Annotated in this window: 14 protein-coding genes and 1 other RNA gene; 8 read left to right on the plus strand and 7 right to left on the minus strand. The window is 38.8% G+C overall.

Going from position 1 to position 16,276, the window contains the following annotated elements; all coding sequences use genetic code 11:
* Positions 1–60 precede the first annotated feature (60 nt).
* A complete protein-coding gene (locus ACNI3T_RS02425; RefSeq protein WP_418226478.1) occupies positions 61–1,500 on the plus strand; it encodes a sodium:solute symporter in 1,440 nt (479 codons plus the stop codon).
* Here the strand turns inward: ACNI3T_RS02425 and ACNI3T_RS02430 are convergent.
* Positions 1,477–1,839, minus strand: a complete 363-nt coding sequence (locus ACNI3T_RS02430; protein ID WP_418226479.1) for a CoA-binding protein — start codon at positions 1,837–1,839, stop codon at positions 1,477–1,479. The two genes, ACNI3T_RS02425 and ACNI3T_RS02430, sit on opposite strands and share 24 nt — an antisense overlap.
* Positions 1,840–2,131: 292 nt before the next feature.
* Here ACNI3T_RS02430 and ACNI3T_RS02435 point away from each other — a divergent pair, with 292 nt between their 5' ends.
* Positions 2,132–4,489 (plus strand): TonB-dependent receptor, encoded by a 2,358-nt coding sequence (locus tag ACNI3T_RS02435; RefSeq protein ID WP_418226480.1) that lies wholly within the window; start codon positions 2,132–2,134, stop codon positions 4,487–4,489.
* A gap of 63 nt (positions 4,490–4,552) precedes the next feature.
* Here ACNI3T_RS02435 and ACNI3T_RS02440 read toward each other — a convergent pair whose 3' ends face one another.
* The gene (locus ACNI3T_RS02440) at positions 4,553–6,178 is read right to left on the minus strand and encodes an ABC-F family ATP-binding cassette domain-containing protein (protein ID WP_418226481.1); all 1,626 of its coding nucleotides are present in this window, start codon (positions 6,176–6,178) and stop codon (positions 4,553–4,555) included.
* 167 nt (positions 6,179–6,345) lie between these two features.
* Here ACNI3T_RS02440 and ACNI3T_RS02445 point away from each other — a divergent pair, with 167 nt between their 5' ends.
* Positions 6,346–7,758: a TlpA family protein disulfide reductase gene (locus ACNI3T_RS02445; RefSeq protein WP_418226482.1), complete on the plus strand. Its 1,413-nt coding sequence runs from the start codon at positions 6,346–6,348 to the stop codon at positions 7,756–7,758.
* A 45-nt stretch (positions 7,759–7,803) separates the two neighbouring features.
* On the opposite strand, the gene fsa is transcribed toward ACNI3T_RS02445, so the two are convergent.
* The 3 genes from fsa to ffs all read right to left on the minus strand — a co-directional run bounded on the left by fsa (position 7,804) and on the right by ffs (position 9,474).
* The gene (fsa, locus tag ACNI3T_RS02450) at positions 7,804–8,460 is read right to left on the minus strand and encodes a fructose-6-phosphate aldolase (protein WP_295178807.1); all 657 of its coding nucleotides are present in this window, start codon (positions 8,458–8,460) and stop codon (positions 7,804–7,806) included.
* Between the two features lie 49 nt (positions 8,461–8,509).
* Positions 8,510–9,331, minus strand: a complete 822-nt coding sequence (locus ACNI3T_RS02455) for an SDR family oxidoreductase (RefSeq protein ID WP_418226483.1) — start codon at positions 9,329–9,331, stop codon at positions 8,510–8,512.
* A 44-nt stretch (positions 9,332–9,375) separates the two neighbouring features.
* An RNA gene (ffs, locus tag ACNI3T_RS02460) (signal recognition particle sRNA small type) lies at positions 9,376–9,474 on the minus strand.
* Positions 9,475–9,561: 87 nt separating this feature from the next.
* Here ffs and ACNI3T_RS02465 point away from each other — a divergent pair.
* The 3 genes from ACNI3T_RS02465 to ACNI3T_RS02475 all read left to right on the plus strand — a co-directional run bounded on the left by ACNI3T_RS02465 (position 9,562) and on the right by ACNI3T_RS02475 (position 11,500).
* A complete protein-coding gene (locus ACNI3T_RS02465) occupies positions 9,562–10,626 on the plus strand; it encodes a glutaminyl-peptide cyclotransferase (RefSeq protein WP_418226484.1) in 1,065 nt (354 codons plus the stop codon).
* Positions 10,626–11,027: an acyl-CoA thioesterase gene (locus ACNI3T_RS02470; protein ID WP_418226485.1), complete on the plus strand. Its 402-nt coding sequence runs from the start codon at positions 10,626–10,628 to the stop codon at positions 11,025–11,027. Before ACNI3T_RS02465 ends, ACNI3T_RS02470 begins: the two co-directional genes overlap by 1 nt.
* Before the next feature lie 110 nt (positions 11,028–11,137).
* Positions 11,138–11,500 (plus strand): DoxX family protein, encoded by a 363-nt coding sequence (locus tag ACNI3T_RS02475; RefSeq protein WP_418226486.1) that lies wholly within the window; start codon positions 11,138–11,140, stop codon positions 11,498–11,500.
* Positions 11,501–11,554: 54 nt separating this feature from the next.
* Here ACNI3T_RS02475 and ACNI3T_RS02480 read toward each other — a convergent pair whose 3' ends face one another.
* Positions 11,555–12,829 carry a serine hydroxymethyltransferase gene (locus ACNI3T_RS02480; protein ID WP_418226487.1) on the minus strand — a complete coding sequence of 425 codons (1,275 nt, stop codon included), beginning with the start codon at positions 12,827–12,829 and terminating at the stop codon, positions 11,555–11,557.
* A gap of 110 nt (positions 12,830–12,939) precedes the next feature.
* On the opposite strand from ACNI3T_RS02480, the gene fahA reads away from it, so the two are divergent.
* A complete protein-coding gene (gene fahA, locus ACNI3T_RS02485; RefSeq protein WP_418226488.1) occupies positions 12,940–14,229 on the plus strand; it encodes a fumarylacetoacetase in 1,290 nt (429 codons plus the stop codon).
* A 72-nt stretch (positions 14,230–14,301) separates the two neighbouring features.
* On the opposite strand, the gene ytxJ is transcribed toward fahA, so the two are convergent.
* On the minus strand, positions 14,302–14,700 hold the full coding sequence (gene ytxJ / locus ACNI3T_RS02490) for a bacillithiol system redox-active protein YtxJ (protein WP_418226489.1): 399 nt from the start codon (positions 14,698–14,700) through the stop codon (positions 14,302–14,304).
* A gap of 169 nt (positions 14,701–14,869) precedes the next feature.
* Between ytxJ and ACNI3T_RS02495 the strand changes: the two genes are divergently transcribed.
* A partial coding sequence (locus ACNI3T_RS02495; protein WP_418226490.1) for a Clp protease N-terminal domain-containing protein occupies positions 14,870–16,276 on the plus strand: 1,407 nt, incomplete at its 3' end.

The following is a 16,276-nucleotide window of genomic DNA, read 5'->3' on the forward strand; positions in this document are numbered from 1 at the left end:
TTTTGCCGTATGAAATTAGCTTCAGCTTAATTTGTAAATTGCCCGCTTTAAAGAAAAATTATGCAACCATACCAGGTACTTATTCTAATCGCCGCCTATTTTGCAGTACTTATTCTTATCTCCTATTTCACGGGAAGAGGAGGCAGTAATGCTGAATTTTTTAAAGCGAATAAACAGGCTCCCTGGTACCTGGTGGCTTTTGGAATGATTGGTGCCTCGCTGAGTGGGATCACCTTTATCTCCATCCCCGGCACCGTTGAAACCGACTCTTTTAGTTACTTCCAGGTCGTACTTGGATATACAATTGGATACGCGGTGATCGGGCAGGTTTTACTTCCACTCTATTATAAGCTTAACCTTACCTCCATATATACATATTTAGAGTCCCGATTTGGGAATGCTTCGTATAAAACAGGAGCTTCTTTTTTCCTGCTAAGCCGTGTTGTTGGTGCAAGTTTCAGGCTTTTCCTGGTGGCAAATGTGTTACAGCTTATCGTATTTGATGCGTTAGGTGTTCCATATTACATCACGGTTTCTATCACCATCCTGCTTATCTGGCTGTATACCTTTAAAAGTGGGATTAAGACCATCGTCTGGACAGATACCCTGCAAACCTTCTTTATGCTGCTTGCACTTGGGATTACCATCTATTTTATTTCTGAAGATCTCGGCTTCTCTGTAGCAAATCTCATGAATTATTTAGCTGAAAGTGAGCATTCCCAGATCTTCTTTTTCGAAGACTGGAAAAGCAAAGATCACTTTGTGAAACAATTCCTCTCAGGAGCATTCATCGCTATCGTTATGACCGGTCTGGATCAGGATATGATGCAGAAAAACCTTACCTGCAGAAGCCTGAAAGATGCGCAGAAAAATATGTTCTGGTTTACCATCGTATTGGTTTTCGTAAACTTCCTGTTTCTGGCTTTAGGAGTACTTTTAACCGATTATGCCGATCTTAATGGTATTACCGAAACGAAGGATGAATTATTTCCGGCAATAGCCGCCAGCGGTAATCTTGGTTTTGCCGTAGCAGTTTTCTTTATCCTGGGACTTATCGCTGCAGCCTATTCCAGTGCTGACAGCGCTCTTACCAGTCTGACAACATCCTTTAGTATCGATATCCTGGATATTGAAAAAAAATATGATGATAAAAGACAAATCAGGATCAGAAAGCAAATTCATATTGCGATCTCCATATTATTAATCCTGGTGATGCTTGCCTTTAAATATGCGATCGCAGATAAAAGTGTGATCAACAAATTGTTTCAGTTCGCTGGTTACACTTATGGGCCATTACTTGGTCTGTATGCATTTGGACTTTTTACGAAGTGGCAGGTAAAAGATAAAATAGTGCCGCTCATTGCCATTCTGGCTCCGGTTCTTTCCTACATCATCAGCGTAAACAGTCTTACCTGGTTTGGATTCGAATTTGGATTCTTTATCCTGATTCTGAATGGTTTTCTAACTTTCTTGGGATTAATATTGCTGAGAAGAAAGTAGTACCAACGTACAGGCATTTTCGAAGTAAATATTATTCTTCCGAAGCAATGTGTATAGCTCAGGGTTTTCAGTTCCAGGGTTGAAGATCACTCTTTTTGGGTCCAGAGAAATGATGTAGTCGTAATATTCTTCCTGCCTTTTCGCGTTAAGATATAAGGTAATGGTATCTATACCTTCAAAATCTTCCAATTCTGTATGGATCTTCACTCCATCCACCGTTCCCTCTCTAAGACCAATTGCCACAGTAGGTTGTTTAAATCTTACAAGCTTATTAATGGCAAGATGGGAATATCTATTGGGTTTTAAGGAAGCACCCAGAACCAGTGTTTTCTTCTTCATAATGGTAAAGTAAATAAATTTTACTGTAACAATCTCTAGATAGATCAGTCTTTAAATTGAGGAGCGCCCTTTGTGGTATCATAGATTTAATTATGATGGTTAGTGTTAATGACCATGATATCACAAACCTGCGTTGATCTTCTTGATGAACGCAGGTTATTTTTAAATAATTGTAACAAGAGAATTTTTTAGTCGTCTTATAGGTAGTATCATCACATTTTGTAATACATAGCTTCATCTATTATGTATTGCAAGGTAATATGTTATAATTAATCATCTAATCAATCAAAAAATGAAACAGTTAATTCTATGCTTATTCTTAAGCTTTATTTCAATTGCAAGTGCTAAAACCGATCCCAATGGAAACGTCTCCGGAACCATCATGGATGCCGAACTTCGGGAGGCGATTCCTTATGCCACGATCATCATTAATAATACGGAAGGTGAACTTGTTACCGGTATTACTTCAGCTGAAGACGGCAGCTTTATCGTAGAAAATCTTAAGGCCGGAACCTATGAATTAAAGGTGCAATTCATAGGCTACAAGACTTTCCGTAGAGACATTGTGATCGAACAGCGAAGAACCAATATCGAAATCGGGATTCTTTACCTGGAACCCGATGTGGCCATGCTCGATGAAACTCTAGTAGTTGCTGAAAGGACTACCATCGAACAGCGAGTGGATCGCAAAGTGATCAATATCGGGAAAGATCTTATGACAACTGGTGCCAGTGCTTCAGAAATCATGGTGAACATACCTTCTGTGAATGTAGACCAGGATGGAAACATTTCTCTTCGCGGGAATTCCAACGTGCGAATTCTGGTGGACGGCAAGCCTACCAACATGGATCCTGCGCAACTACTAAAGCAAATTCCCTCCACCTCCATTAAAAGTATAGAGCTTATCACAAATCCTTCAGCAAAATACAATCCTGAAGGCATGAGTGGAATCATTAATATTGTACTGCATAAAAATGCAAATAATGGCTTTAACGGCAATTTAAATTCCGGTCTTACCTACGGTGAAAACCTGAGACTTAATGGGTCACTCGACATGAATTATCGTAAGGGCAAGTTCAATTTCTTCGGAAACCTGGGAAGCAATTTTGGAGATCGCGAAAACGGCGGGACTATATTTCTTCCCGAATCTCAAAGTCTACAGGAGTTTGAAGTTGAAAACCGGAATAATTCCTATTTATACAAAATTGGCGTTGACTTCTATGTCGATGACAATAATACCTTTAGTATTTATACCAATCAGAACCTTTATGATGGCGGACCAATTGGAGCATTAAGTTTTACAGATTTTGATAATCCCTCAAGAAACTTCCGTCAGTTTCTGGATGTAAATTACGATAACAGCAATGCCAGCTATAATTTTCTATATGATCACAATTTTGAAAAAGATGGTCATGAGATTCAGTTTGAAGCAGATTTCAACGATTATAACGGAGATGAAGTTGCAGATATTGATTTCGCGGAAAATGAACTTCAGTTAATTCCTTATATCGATCGGGTATTTGAAGACCGTAGAAATTTTATTTCCAATATCGACTATACCAATCCTTTAAATGATGTTTCCCGTCTGGAACTTGGTGCAGAAGCCAGGTTGCTAAAAACTGAAAACGATTATAACACTACCAATCCGCAGTTTACAAATGCAGACTATATTTATGATCGTGATATCCTGAGCTTATATTCGACTTTCGGTCAGAATTTTGAAAAATGGAGCTACCAGGTTGGTGCCAGGCTGGAGAGCTATCAGGTGACAGCAGATTTCCAGGGTGAACGTGTCTATGAAGATGACTATCTTACGGTCTACCCTACAGGTTTTCTAAACTTTACTCCAGATGAAAAGAATACCTACAATTTAAGTTATAGCAGGAGAGTCGATAGACCAGGTTTCAGCCAGATCAATCCAATTCGGGAAGTGTCGTCACCAAGACTTATCGTTGCTGGAAACCCTGAGCTGGATCCACAATTTACCAATTCATTCGAATTTAATTATACCCGTAAAATCGAGCGCAAAGGAAGCCTTAGCGCAGGTGTTTTCTTCCGAAGAACGGTAGATGAGATTAATCAGATTTTCACGGAGCTTGATAATGAACCTGGCTCTCTGTTTCTAACTTTTCAGAATTCTGGAGATGCAGATATGTATGGTTTGGAATTCTCGAGTAACTACAAATTTAAAAAATGGTGGAGTACCAACTCCGGTTTTGAGCTTTATGAACAAACCTTTAGCGGTCTGGTAGGTACTGAATTTACTGAAATAGATAATACTGCCTTTACCTTTAGAACCAGCCATAATTTTAAAGCCACAGAGACTCTTTCCTTCTCTGCTTTTGGCTTTTACCGAAGCAAAATGAAATCACTTCAATACGACATTGACCATATGTATTTTATGAATCTTGGAGCCCGTTACAACTTCCTCGATGATAACCGTGCTACTGTAAGTCTCAATTTCAATGATGTTTTTGACACTCAGGAATTCAATATCCTGGCCGGCAGACCTTTTGATCAGGTTGGACGATTTAAAGGAGAAACTCAAACCGTATACCTGGGAGTCTCTTATAGATTTGGCGGTGGAAAGAACCGTAGCCTTCAGCGTAAGGACCGTGATAAGGATAATGACGGGGGCGGGATGTTTTAAATTTGTTTAGCCAAAAAAAAGCCTGAAGGATTCTTCAGGCTTTTTCTATATGTTCGAGTTGTACTAGGCTTTTACCGCATACATTTTCTCTCGTTGTTCTTTAATAGTTTTGTCGTTCATATATTCATCAAAACTTAGATACCTGTCAATAACTCCTCCAGGAGTCAATTCGATCACACGGTTTGCAAGTGTTTGAGCAAATTCATGATCGTGTGTTGTAAACATCACTGTACCTTTAAAGTTCTTAAGCGAGTTATTAAAAGCAGTAATAGATTCCAGGTCAAGGTGGTTGGTAGGCTCATCAAGCATAAGAACGTTTGCTCTTATCATCATCATCCTACTCAGCATACATCTTACTTTTTCTCCTCCAGAAAGAACTTTACAGGTTTTCAGGGCTTCTTCACCACTAAATAACATCTTTCCAAGGAATCCACGTATGTAAACCTCTTCACGTTCTTCTTCTGTTTTCACCCATTGTCTCAACCAGTCTACCAATGTAAGATCTGATTCAAAATATTCTGAATTATCTGCTGGTAAGTAGCTTTGAGAAGTGGTCACACCCCACTGAAATTTCCCTGCAACAGCATCCTGCTTTCCATTGATGATCTCGTAGAAGGCTGAAGTAGCTCTGGAGTCCTTAGAGTAAATCACCACTTTATCTCCTTTCGCAAGGTTGATATTAATATTCTTGAAAAGAGTTTCTCCTTCTAGACTAGCTTCTAAACCTTCAATATTCAGGATTTGATCTCCAGCTTCACGCTCTCTTTCGAAAATGATAGCAGGATACCTTCTACTGGAAGGCTTGATCTCATCAATATTAAGCTTATCGATCATTTTCTTTCTGGAAGTTGCCTGCTTACTCTTCGCCACGTTGGCAGAAAATCGCTGAATAAACTCCTGAAGTTCTTTCTTCTTTTCTTCAGATTTTTTATTCTGCTGTGCTCTCTGTCTTGCAGCAAGTTGAGAAGACTCATACCAGAATGTATAGTTTCCTGAAAAGTGATTGATTTTTCCGAAGTCAATATCAGAAATATGCGTACAAACCGAATCAAGGAAGTGACGGTCGTGAGAAACCACGATCACCGTATTATCATAGTTCGCAAGAAAATTTTCCAACCATGTGATCGTCTCATAATCCAGGTCGTTGGTGGGCTCATCCATGATCAGCACATCAGGACTTCCAAAAAGTGCCTGTGCTAAAAGTACACGTACCTTTTGAGTACCATCAAGATCCTTCATTTGTGCATAATGCATATCTGTCTTGATCCCAAGATTCGAAAGCATGGAAGCCGCATTACTCTCAGCGTTCCATCCATCCATTTCTTCAAAAGAAACCTGTAATTCACCAATTCTATCTGCATTTTCATCAGAATAATCGGCATATAAAGCATCCATTTCAGTTTTCACTGCAAATAGAGGCTTATTACCACGCATTACTGTTTCCAGTACCGGGTAATCATCGTATACGTTGTGATCTTGTTCCAGAACAGACATTCTCTTCCCTGGTTCCAAATGAACATGACCGGAAGTAGGTTCAGATTTACCAGATAATATCTTTAAAAAAGTAGATTTACCGGCACCGTTGGCACCAATGATTCCGTAACAGTTTCCCTGGGTGAAAGTAGTATTCACCTCGTCAAACAAAACTCTTTTTCCAAACTGTACAGAAAGGTTTGATACTGAAAGCATAAACTATAAAAATTAATTTTTTGCAAAAGTAGCTATTATGGAGCTTACTAAGAAAGATTAACGTTTTAAAAATACGTTTTAACGCACACTTAACACAGCTCCGCAGGTGCACAGAATATATTTGTTAAAAAATGAAGTGACCGAAAAGCTTCATACCAATACACGGAATGAAATACTTTTATTTTCTTTCACTTTGTTGCGCGCTTATTTTCAGTGGATGTACAAATGATTCCAATGAGAATGGTACAATTTATCTCGGCGGTCAGATCAATAACCCGGAAACTGACTTTGTGGTGATCTCAAAAGAGAACAAGATCATAGACACCTTATTTCTGGATGCAAAGAATCAGTTTGGAAAGAATTATCCTAAACTGGAAGCTGGAATTTACACTTTTAACCACCCGCCTGAAAGTCAGATCATGTATATGGAGCCTGGCGACAGTGTTCTAATTTACCTGAATACACTTTCTTTCGATGAGTCTTTGAATTTTAGCGGCGCCGGTGCTGAGAAAAGTAATTTTCTGCTGGACATGTTTCTTAAGAATGAGCAGAATAATGACCTTATTCTTACTTACTACAAGATAGCACCTTCAGAGTTTGCCCGAATTACTGATTCCATCAGGCAGCAAAGAATTAATAAGCTGAATACACTTTCAGAAGACAGGGAATTTTCAGAAGAATTCCTTGAAGTGGCTCGAGCAAGTATAGATTACGAATATTTTGATCTTAGAGAACGATATACTTTTCTAATCAATAAATATCGTAGAGATTACAGAGACCAGATTCCAGAAGACTTTAATAATTACCGTAAGGAGATAGATTTTAATAATCGTGAACTACAGGATTATTACGTGTATACAAATTTTATTGATGACTACCTGAGATCAAAAGCGATCGAATACTGTACGAGAACGCATAACGAACACAAGGATTGCTATAATATCAATTCCTATAAGAATATTGAAAGAAGAATGATCTTAATTGATTCTCTTTCTAATATTGAATCACTGAAAAATGAATTTTTAGACAGACTTGCTACGCTCGCGATCGTTAATTCTGAAAAAGTTAGTAGGATAGACTCTATATTACAATTACTAAAGGATATAGAGTACACACATATCGAAGAAGCTCGTGACCTTGCTGAAATTCAAAAAGTTTATTTAAATGGCCAATCACTTGCAGATCTATGGGCTGTCAACACTTCAGGGAAAGAGTTGAAATATGGTGAAATAATCAACAAACCTACAGTCACTTACGCCTGGTCTCTTTATGCTCCTGCGCATCATCGCTGGCAACATAATATTATTAGTTCGTTAAGAGATAAGTATCCGCAAGTGGACTTTATAGGGGTGAATGTAGACATCAACGAGCGGGAAGAATGGCTTAGAACATTGGAAACCTTTGGCTATGATAAATCTTTTGAATATCAGATAGCGCGAAGACAGATTACCAAAGATTCCTATCGTAGATATTTAAATAAATTGTTCTTCGTAAATAAAGATGCTATTATCGTTAAAGGCGATATACAGTTTGGCAATACCGATTTTGAAGAGGAATTAGAAAAATTCATCGCTAAATAAAAAAAGGCCACCTCCCGGTAGCCTTTTGTAAGATATAACTTAAGTCTATTTATTTCCTTTGTTATAATCTGCAAGAAATTTCTCAAGACCAATATCGGTCAAAGGATGTTTTAATAAACCTTCAATAGAGGAAATCGGACCAGTCATCACATCTGCTCCAATTTTTGCACATTCCAGAACGTGCATAGTATGTCTTACTGAAGCAGCCAGGATCTGTGTTTCAAAACCATAATTATCATATATAAGTCTGATATCTGCAATAAGGTTCAAACCATCTGTAGAGATATCATCAAGTCTTCCAATGAATGGAGAAACATAAGTAGCCCCAGCTTTCGCAGCTAAAAGCGCCTGCCCTGCTGAAAACACTAAAGTACAATTTGTCTTGATTCCCTGGTCACTAAAGTATTTCAATGCTTTTACACCTTCTTTGATCATTGGAATTTTAACCACGATCTGGTCGTGCAGTTTCGCCAACTCCTCCCCTTCCCTGATCATTCCATCAAGATCGGTTGAAATTACTTCTGCACTTACATCACCATCCACGAGCTCACAGATCTTTTTGTAATGCTCGATAATATTGTCTTTTCCGGTAATACCTTCCTTAGCCATGAGCGAAGGATTGGTGGTTACACCATCCAGCACACCTAAAGCCTGTGCTTCTTTGATTTGATCCAGATTCGCTGTATCAATAAAAAATTTCATAGTTGTATAGAATTAATTGTGTTGTTTAATTTTTAAGAGCTCCTCAAAATTACAATTTATAATGCTTCATGAGCATTTTCTCGTAAAGTTTGTCTGGCAGTAATGCCTTTAGCTTGATAGACACTTTTTGTAACATTTCTCCTACCCGATAGTGTACTTTTGGATCTGGATCTTTTATGATCTTTAAAATAGCCTTAGCCATGAGTTCTGGATCCTGTCCTGCACTAACATGCTGATTCATAAGATCTAGTGTGTCACCATATATTTTTTTATAGGGTGAATTTGACAAGACGGGAGCGTGATATCTTCCAGAAGCGATATTCGTAGCAAAATCTCCAGGAGCTACATTGGTCATTCGAATTCCGAATTGGGCAATTTCCATACGATAAGCCTCGGCAGTAATTTCCAAAGCACCCTTAGTCGCAGAATATATTCCACGATAAGGTAAGCCCATATAACCAGCAATACTTGTTACATTGATGATAAGACCAGATTGGCGATCACGCATGTATGGCAAAACACTTTTGATCATTCGAAGCGGACCATAGTAATTAGTCTCAAATGCTTTCTTGATCTCTTCTTCCGGAGTTTCTTCCAAAGGTCCGGTAATACCGACTCCGGCATTATTAATCAAAATATCCAGTCTGCCTTCTCTGGCAATAATATCTTCAACAGCCAGCTTAATAGTATTTTCTCTGGTTACGTCTAATTGTAAAAATGTAAAATTTTCACCCGCAGATTTCTGAGGCGAACGTGAGGTTCCATAAACTTTATAATTGTGCCGACTAAGATAATTTGCTATAGACTTACCAATTCCTGAGGAAGCGCCGGTGATAAGTACGATTTTTTCTGAAGAATTCCCATTTTTCATACCGCACAAATATGCAATAAATTTAAGGACTTTGTAGAAACAAAAAATGGCAAGCGACCCACATCACACCGCTACGACCGCCTACCCTTGCTGCGTTCCCGCCCTGGGGGATTCAGCAGGAGCTGGTTGTGTGGGACTTGCCGGTGCAAATATACAATCTTTGTAACTTTTCGCAAGCTTTTTTTATCCTGAATTGGTTAATTTAGCTCAGTATTCAAGCCTATTTTGACATGAAAAAATTTAACTTCCTGTTACTCTTTATTTTAAGCATATTTATTTTTTCCTGCGGCAGCAATAATGGAAATAAAAAATCTGATTTTTCTCTGAATATTTCTGAAAAGAAGAAGGAATTCAGCCAGAATGAAACTCTAAAAGCGAGTATTACCGGCAAGGAAAATAAGACCTTTGATTCGGTCGCTTATTTTATAGGTACAAAGCGTCTTGCATCTGGTAACACTTCAGATCTGTCAATTGAACTAAATTCAGCTTTACTGGGAAACCAGCATCTTATTGCTGTGGTTTATTATGATTCAACACAAGACACTCTTCAGAAGTCGATAAAAATAATGAGCGCAAACGCTCCAAAAGTTTATACCTACGAGATCGTAAACACGTATCCGCATCAAACTGATGCGTACACACAGGGACTTGAATTTCACAATGATACTCTTTACGAAAGCGTTGGACAGTACGGTAAATCAAAATTGCGTAAAACCGAACTGGAAACTGGTGTGGTGCATAAAGAGATAAGCCTGGAAGATGAATATTTTGCAGAAGGTATTACTATTTTAGATGACCGTCTACTATTACTAACCTGGCAGGAAGGTCAGGGATTTATTTATGATCCAAACACCTTCGAAAGGCAAGGCACATTTGCCTATAATTCCAGTAAAGAAGGATGGGGTTTATGTAACAACGAGGAGAAAATATATAAGAGTGATGGATCTGAGAAGATCTGGATCCTGGATCCAGAAACTTTGGCCGAAAAAAGCTTTATCCAGCCAACTACCAATACTGCTATTAAATCAAAGTTTAATGAGCTAGAATGGGTGGATGGACTCATCTACGCAAACACTTATCAATTCCCAAGTGTTGCAATGATCAACCCTGAAAACGGTGCTATTGAAGGGATTATCAATTTTAAAGGACTTCAGGACAAACTAGGCAATAAAGGTTCTCTGGATCCCAATAACGATGTCCTAAACGGGATCGCCTACAATGCTGCTACTGGGAAACTTTATGTTACTGGTAAAAAGTGGGATACGTTGTTTGAAGTAAAAATTATAGAGAAATAATGTCTGCAAACTCCGAATTATATCAAAAGCACATCTATGTTTCAGAAGATGATCTGGACGACCAGGAACATGTTAATAACGTGCGTTATGTGCAGTGGATTCAGGATGTAGCACAGGAGCACTGGGAAACCAGAGCTTCCGAAGAGCAGAAAGCAGGCTTAGCATGGGTCGTGGTAAGACACGAGATCGATTACAAGATGGAAGCTCTTCTCAATGATGAAATCCTGCTAGAAACAAGAATTATCGATACTACGCATGTGACTTCATTGCGGGAAGTCGTTATCAAGAATAATAATTCCGGAAAACTACTGGCGAAAGCAAAAACAACATGGTGCCTACTAGATCAAAAAACAAAAAAACCGCAACGTATTTCTGATGAACTTAAGCAGATATTCCAGTAAACACTTATAAAAGGTTAATTTTCTTGTCATTTAACTTTATTCCTTCTTAAACTTTGTTTAATCTTTTCTATTTATAGATAAACATCTCTATATTGCTAAAAAACAATATCATGGAGATCGTCAAAATAATATTACAGGTAATCGTTGGACTTGGAATTCTTAATGTCTGGCTACTTAGATTTAATAGCAAAACCAGTTACAGAGGTGGTAACGCCGGGAATATGAAGGAAGAATTTCAGGCTTATGGCCTGCCGGAAATGATGGTGTACATCGTAGGCTTTATTAAAGTTGTACTGGCCATTGCCCTGCTCGCCGGAATCTGGCTGGATTACCTGGTGGATCCTGCAGCGATTGGACTGTCTGTAATGATGCTGGGCGCAATCATCATGCACCTAAAGATAAGCGATCCTTTCAGTAAAAATATACCTGCAATCATTGTGCTGCTCATGTGCATCGCTATATATTTTCTATAAATTAAAAAAGCCATTCGTGAGAATGGCTTTTATTTTATCTGAATCCCAAAGATCTTACATTTTGAATAATGGAAGATCTTTCATCATTGTGTTTACTTCGCTTTTAACTTTAGCTAATTCTTCATCACTCTCAATATTAGTGATGACTCTATCGATAAAATCAACAATTTTTAGCATATCCTTCTCTACAAGACCACGTGTGGTCACTGCCGGAGTTCCAATTCTAATCCCTGAGGTTACAAAAGGTGATTTATCATCGAAAGGCACCATATTCTTATTCACGGTAATATCTGCTTTACTAAGCGCCTCTTCTGCTTCCTTACCACTTACACCTTTATTTCTAAGATCGATAAGCATCATATGATTATCTGTTCCTCCTGAAATTACCTTGTAATCTTTATCGACGAAAGCTTTCGCCAGCTCTTTTGCGTTTTTCTTTACCTGTACCGTATAGTGAAGAAATTCATCTGTAAGAGCTTCTCCAAATGCTACCGCTTTCGCAGCAATGATATGTTCCAAAGGTCCACCTTGATTTCCTGGGAAAATCCCTGAATTCAGCAGAGCAGACATCTTCTTTAGATTTCCGTTTTTAAGCTTCTCTCCAAAAGGATTATCGAAATCTTTCCCCATCATAATGATTCCTCCACGAGGACCACGAAGCGTCTTATGCGTAGTAGAAGTCACAATATGACAATGTTCTATAGGATCTGAGATCAAACCTTTAGCGATTAATCCAGCCGGGTGCGCGATATCTGCAAGTAGAATTGCATCAACACTATCAGCTATTTCCCTGAATCTCTTATAATCTATTTCACGACTGTAAGCAGATGCTCCGGCAATGATCATTTTTGGCTTCTCCTTCTTTGCTATTTTTGCAACTGCATCATAATCGATCAATCCGGTTTCCTTATCTACCCCGTAAAAAACAGGATCATATAATTTTCCGGAGAAGTTCACCGGAGAACCATGCGTTAAATGCCCACCATGTGAAAGATCAAAACCAAGAAACTTGTCTCCAGGTTTTAGACAGGCATGGAACACTGCTGTATTTGCCTGCGAACCAGAATGGGGTTGCACGTTGGCATATTCAGCATTGAACAATTCTTTTAATCTGTCGATAGCAAGTTGCTCTACCTGATCTACGATCTCACAGCCACCATAATATCTCTTTCCCGGATAGCCTTCAGCATACTTATTTGTAAGTACAGATCCTGCTGCTTCCAGCACGGCGTCACTTACAAAATTTTCACTCGCAATTAGTTCCAAACCATTCAACTGGCGATCCTTTTCCTTCGCAATTAAATCAAATATCTGGGTGTCTTTTTGCATCACAAATTTTTAAGTTAAATATTCGGTAAAAGTAAGAAATACATTCGGTTAATTACAGGAAAATAATATATTTGAGACAACTAGATTTTAACAAAAAACCAACATTTTTTATGTCAATTACCGCTAATGATCCAAATAGAAAAACCTGGTTGGATATTCCTGGCGATACCGATTTCCCTATTCAAAATATTCCGTTTGGAGTGTTCCTCACTCGTGATGATATCATCACCATTGGAACCAGAATTGGTGATTACGCTATAGACCTTGGTGCTCTGCATCAACTGGGATATTTTGAAGGTATACCGTTGACAGACGATATATTCCTGCAGGATACTCTAAACGATTTTATTTCTGACGGAAAGAAAACCTGGAGACTGGTTAGAAACCGAATTGCTGATATTTTCGACGCTGAGAATACTAAGCTGAAGGATAACCAGGACCATAGAAATACTGTTCTATTTACGTTGGATGAAATTGAAATGCAAATGCCTGTACAGGTAGGTGATTATACAGATTTCTACAGCTCTAAAGAACATGCAACCAATATTGGTACTATGTTCCGTGATCCAGACAATGCATTGCTTCCAAACTGGTTGCATATTCCCGTTGGATACCATGGAAGAAGTTCTTCTATTATTCCTTCGGAAATTCCTGTACACAGACCACAGGGACAAACAAAACCAGCAGATTCAGACGAACCTGTATTCGGACCATCTCAACGTGTGGATTTCGAATTGGAAATGGCTTTTATCACAACAGATGCGAATCACCTTGGAGAACCAATTCCGGTTGATGAAGCTGAAGAATACATCTTTGGAATGGTATTGTTCAACGACTGGAGCGCAAGAGATATACAGAAGTGGGAATACGTTCCCTTAGGACCGTTTCTAGCTAAGAACTTCGCATCTTCCATTTCACCATGGATCGTTACTATGGACGCATTGGAGCCATTTAGGACGGCAAGCCCGGAACCTGAAAAAGAATTATTACCATATTTAAAATATACCGGAGAAAAGAGTTTTGATATAAATTTAGAAGTTTCCCTGCAGCCTGAAGGTGGAGAGGAGAATTCCTTATCAAAATCAAACTTCAAGTACCTATACTGGAATATGAGTCAGCAACTCGCGCACCACACGGTAAATGGATGCCCTGTGAATTCCGGTGATATGATGGCTTCCGGAACTATTTCTGGAGCTTCTGAAGATTCTTTTGGATCTATGCTGGAACTTTCCTGGAGTGGTAGTAAACCTATCAAACTAAAAGATGGTTCAGAACGTAAATTTGTGGAAGATCACGATACAGTGATCATGCGTGGATATTGCCAGAACGAAACCTCCAGAATTGGATTTGGTGAAGTTCGAAGTAAACTATTACCGGTTTACGAACCAAAGAAAAAATAAGATAAAATCTTATAGCATAAGAAAAGCCCGAAGATAAATCTTCGGGCTTTTTATTTTCAAAGTAACTCGCTACTAAGCCAGTTCTTTTAATTTGTCTACTGAAATTGCCTGGTGAGAAGAATGATGTACAACTTCCCTGTTCTTTAACACCACCATTTGCGGACTCTCGTGTCTAACAGAAAATTTCTCTGCGATTCCATTGGAAATATCCCGGTGAGCTTTTAAGTCAAGAAAATAAAGATCCACAGAGTCATTTAATTGCTGCTCATAGTCTGCTTCAAAGTTCTTCAATACCATCCTGCTTATACCACAAGTTGTAGAATGCTTGAAAATAGTAACGGTTTTATCTTCAGATAGTTTTTCTAACTCATCCAATTGAGAAATTTCAGTAAGAGCGTTCCAGGGCACATTGCTTTCTTTCTTTTCAGAAGTGCCTTTTTCTCCACCAAATACTTTATCGAATAATCCCATAATCTTCTTTTTTACAAAAGTAAATCTATCTAATTTTAATAAAATCAAATTCAGGTTAATTTTATTTCAGTCAAACTGCCTTTTTGTCGCTAATATTTGTATTTAAACTGCCTTAATGTCGGTTTTCGTGTTTGGTATATTGATTGACCTACTCTGAAAAACATTTAAGATGAACTTCAATAATTTTACTATAAAATCACAAGAGGCTATCCAGCAAGCTCAGCAGCTTGCTCAGGAATTGGGCCACCAACAGATAGAAAATGAACACCTTTTCAAGGCGATCACTATGGTCGACGAAAACGTAACTCCATTTTTACTGAAAAAACTAAATATTAATATTTCTCTCTTCGGGCAGATACTGGAGAAAAGTCTCGAGAGCTTTCCGAAGGTAAGTGGCGGAGATATCATGCTATCCAGGGATGCGGGGAAGACTGTGAATGAAGCTACCAGCATTGCCAAAAAGATGGAAGATGAATATGTTTCTATTGAGCATTTGATTCTTGCTATCTTCAAATCTTCCAGTAAAGTTGCTCAAATGCTGAAAGATCAGGGAGCTACCGAGAAAGGCTTAAAAGCTGCAATTGATGAACTGAGACAAGGAGACAAAGTAACTTCTCAAAGTGCTGAAGAAACCTATCAATCTTTAGATAAGTACGCAAGAAACCTCAACAAATTTGCTGAGGAAGGAAAGCTGGATCCGGTGATTGGTCGGGACGAGGAAATTCGTAGAATTCTACAGATCCTATCTCGAAGAACCAAGAACAATCCAATGCTGGTTGGGGAACCAGGAACTGGAAAAACGGCGATAGCAGAAGGACTTGCCCATAGAATTGTAGATGGTGATGTCCCCGAAAACCTTAAGAATAAACTCATTTACTCCCTGGATATGGGAGCGCTTATTGCGGGTGCAAAATATAAGGGTGAATTTGAGGAAAGACTTAAAGCGGTGATAAAGGAAGTGACTTCGAGCGATGGCAACATTGTATTATTTATTGATGAAATACATACGCTTGTAGGTGCAGGTGGTGGTCAGGGTGCCATGGATGCTGCCAACATTCTTAAACCGGCTCTCGCTCGAGGTGAACTAAGAGCAATTGGTGCCACTACTCTTGATGAATACCAGAAATACTTCGAGAAAGACAAAGCGCTGGAACGAAGATTTCAAAAGGTATACGTAGAAGAGCCAGACATTGAAAGCGCGATCTCCATATTACGTGGGATCAAGGAAAAATACGAGACTCACCATAAGGTTCGAATTAAGGATGAAGCGATCATCGCGGCGGTGGAATTATCTCAGCGCTATATCACGAACAGGTTCCTTCCAGACAAGGCTATTGACCTAATGGATGAAGCTGCTTCTAAATTACGTATGGAGATCAACTCCAAGCCGGAAGAACTTGATGTGCTGGATAGAAAGATCATGCAGCTGGAGATCGAGATCGAGGCAATTAAGCGTGAGAAAGATGAAGTGAAACTTAAAACGCTGAGAGCAGATCTCGCAAATCTCAAAGAAGAAAGAAATGATCTTCACGCCAGGTGGATGAGCGAAAAAGATGTAGTGGACAATATTCAAACA

Origin of the sequence: Christiangramia qingdaonensis (genome assembly GCF_048381525.1) — a bacterium.
GTDB lineage: Bacteria > Bacteroidota > Bacteroidia > Flavobacteriales > Flavobacteriaceae > Christiangramia.

Bases quoted from the DNA above. Each gene is read 5' to 3' on its own strand.
- ACNI3T_RS02465 (WP_418226484.1), top strand. From the start codon at position 9,562: ATGAAAAAATTTAACTTCCTGTTACTCTTTATTTTAAGCATATTTATT.
- ACNI3T_RS02435 (WP_418226480.1), top strand. From the start codon at position 2,132: ATGAAACAGTTAATTCTATGCTTATTCTTAAGCTTTATTTCAATTGCA.
- fsa (WP_295178807.1), bottom strand. From the start codon at position 8,460: ATGAAATTTTTTATTGATACAGCGAATCTGGATCAAATCAAAGAAGCA.
- ACNI3T_RS02470 (WP_418226485.1), top strand. From the start codon at position 10,626: ATGTCTGCAAACTCCGAATTATATCAAAAGCACATCTATGTTTCAGAA.
- ACNI3T_RS02455 (WP_418226483.1), bottom strand. From the start codon at position 9,331: ATGAAAAATGGGAATTCTTCAGAAAAAATCGTACTTATCACCGGCGCT.
- ytxJ (WP_418226489.1), bottom strand. From the start codon at position 14,700: ATGGGATTATTCGATAAAGTATTTGGTGGAGAAAAAGGCACTTCTGAA.
- fahA (WP_418226488.1), top strand. From the start codon at position 12,940: ATGTCAATTACCGCTAATGATCCAAATAGAAAAACCTGGTTGGATATT.
- ACNI3T_RS02425 (WP_418226478.1), top strand. From the start codon at position 61: ATGCAACCATACCAGGTACTTATTCTAATCGCCGCCTATTTTGCAGTA.
- ACNI3T_RS02445 (WP_418226482.1), top strand. From the start codon at position 6,346: ATGAAATACTTTTATTTTCTTTCACTTTGTTGCGCGCTTATTTTCAGT.
- ACNI3T_RS02440 (WP_418226481.1), bottom strand. From the start codon at position 6,178: ATGCTTTCAGTATCAAACCTTTCTGTACAGTTTGGAAAAAGAGTTTTG.
- ACNI3T_RS02430 (WP_418226479.1), bottom strand. From the start codon at position 1,839: ATGAAGAAGAAAACACTGGTTCTGGGTGCTTCCTTAAAACCCAATAGA.
- ACNI3T_RS02480 (WP_418226487.1), bottom strand. From the start codon at position 12,829: ATGCAAAAAGACACCCAGATATTTGATTTAATTGCGAAGGAAAAGGAT.
- ACNI3T_RS02475 (WP_418226486.1), top strand. From the start codon at position 11,138: ATGGAGATCGTCAAAATAATATTACAGGTAATCGTTGGACTTGGAATT.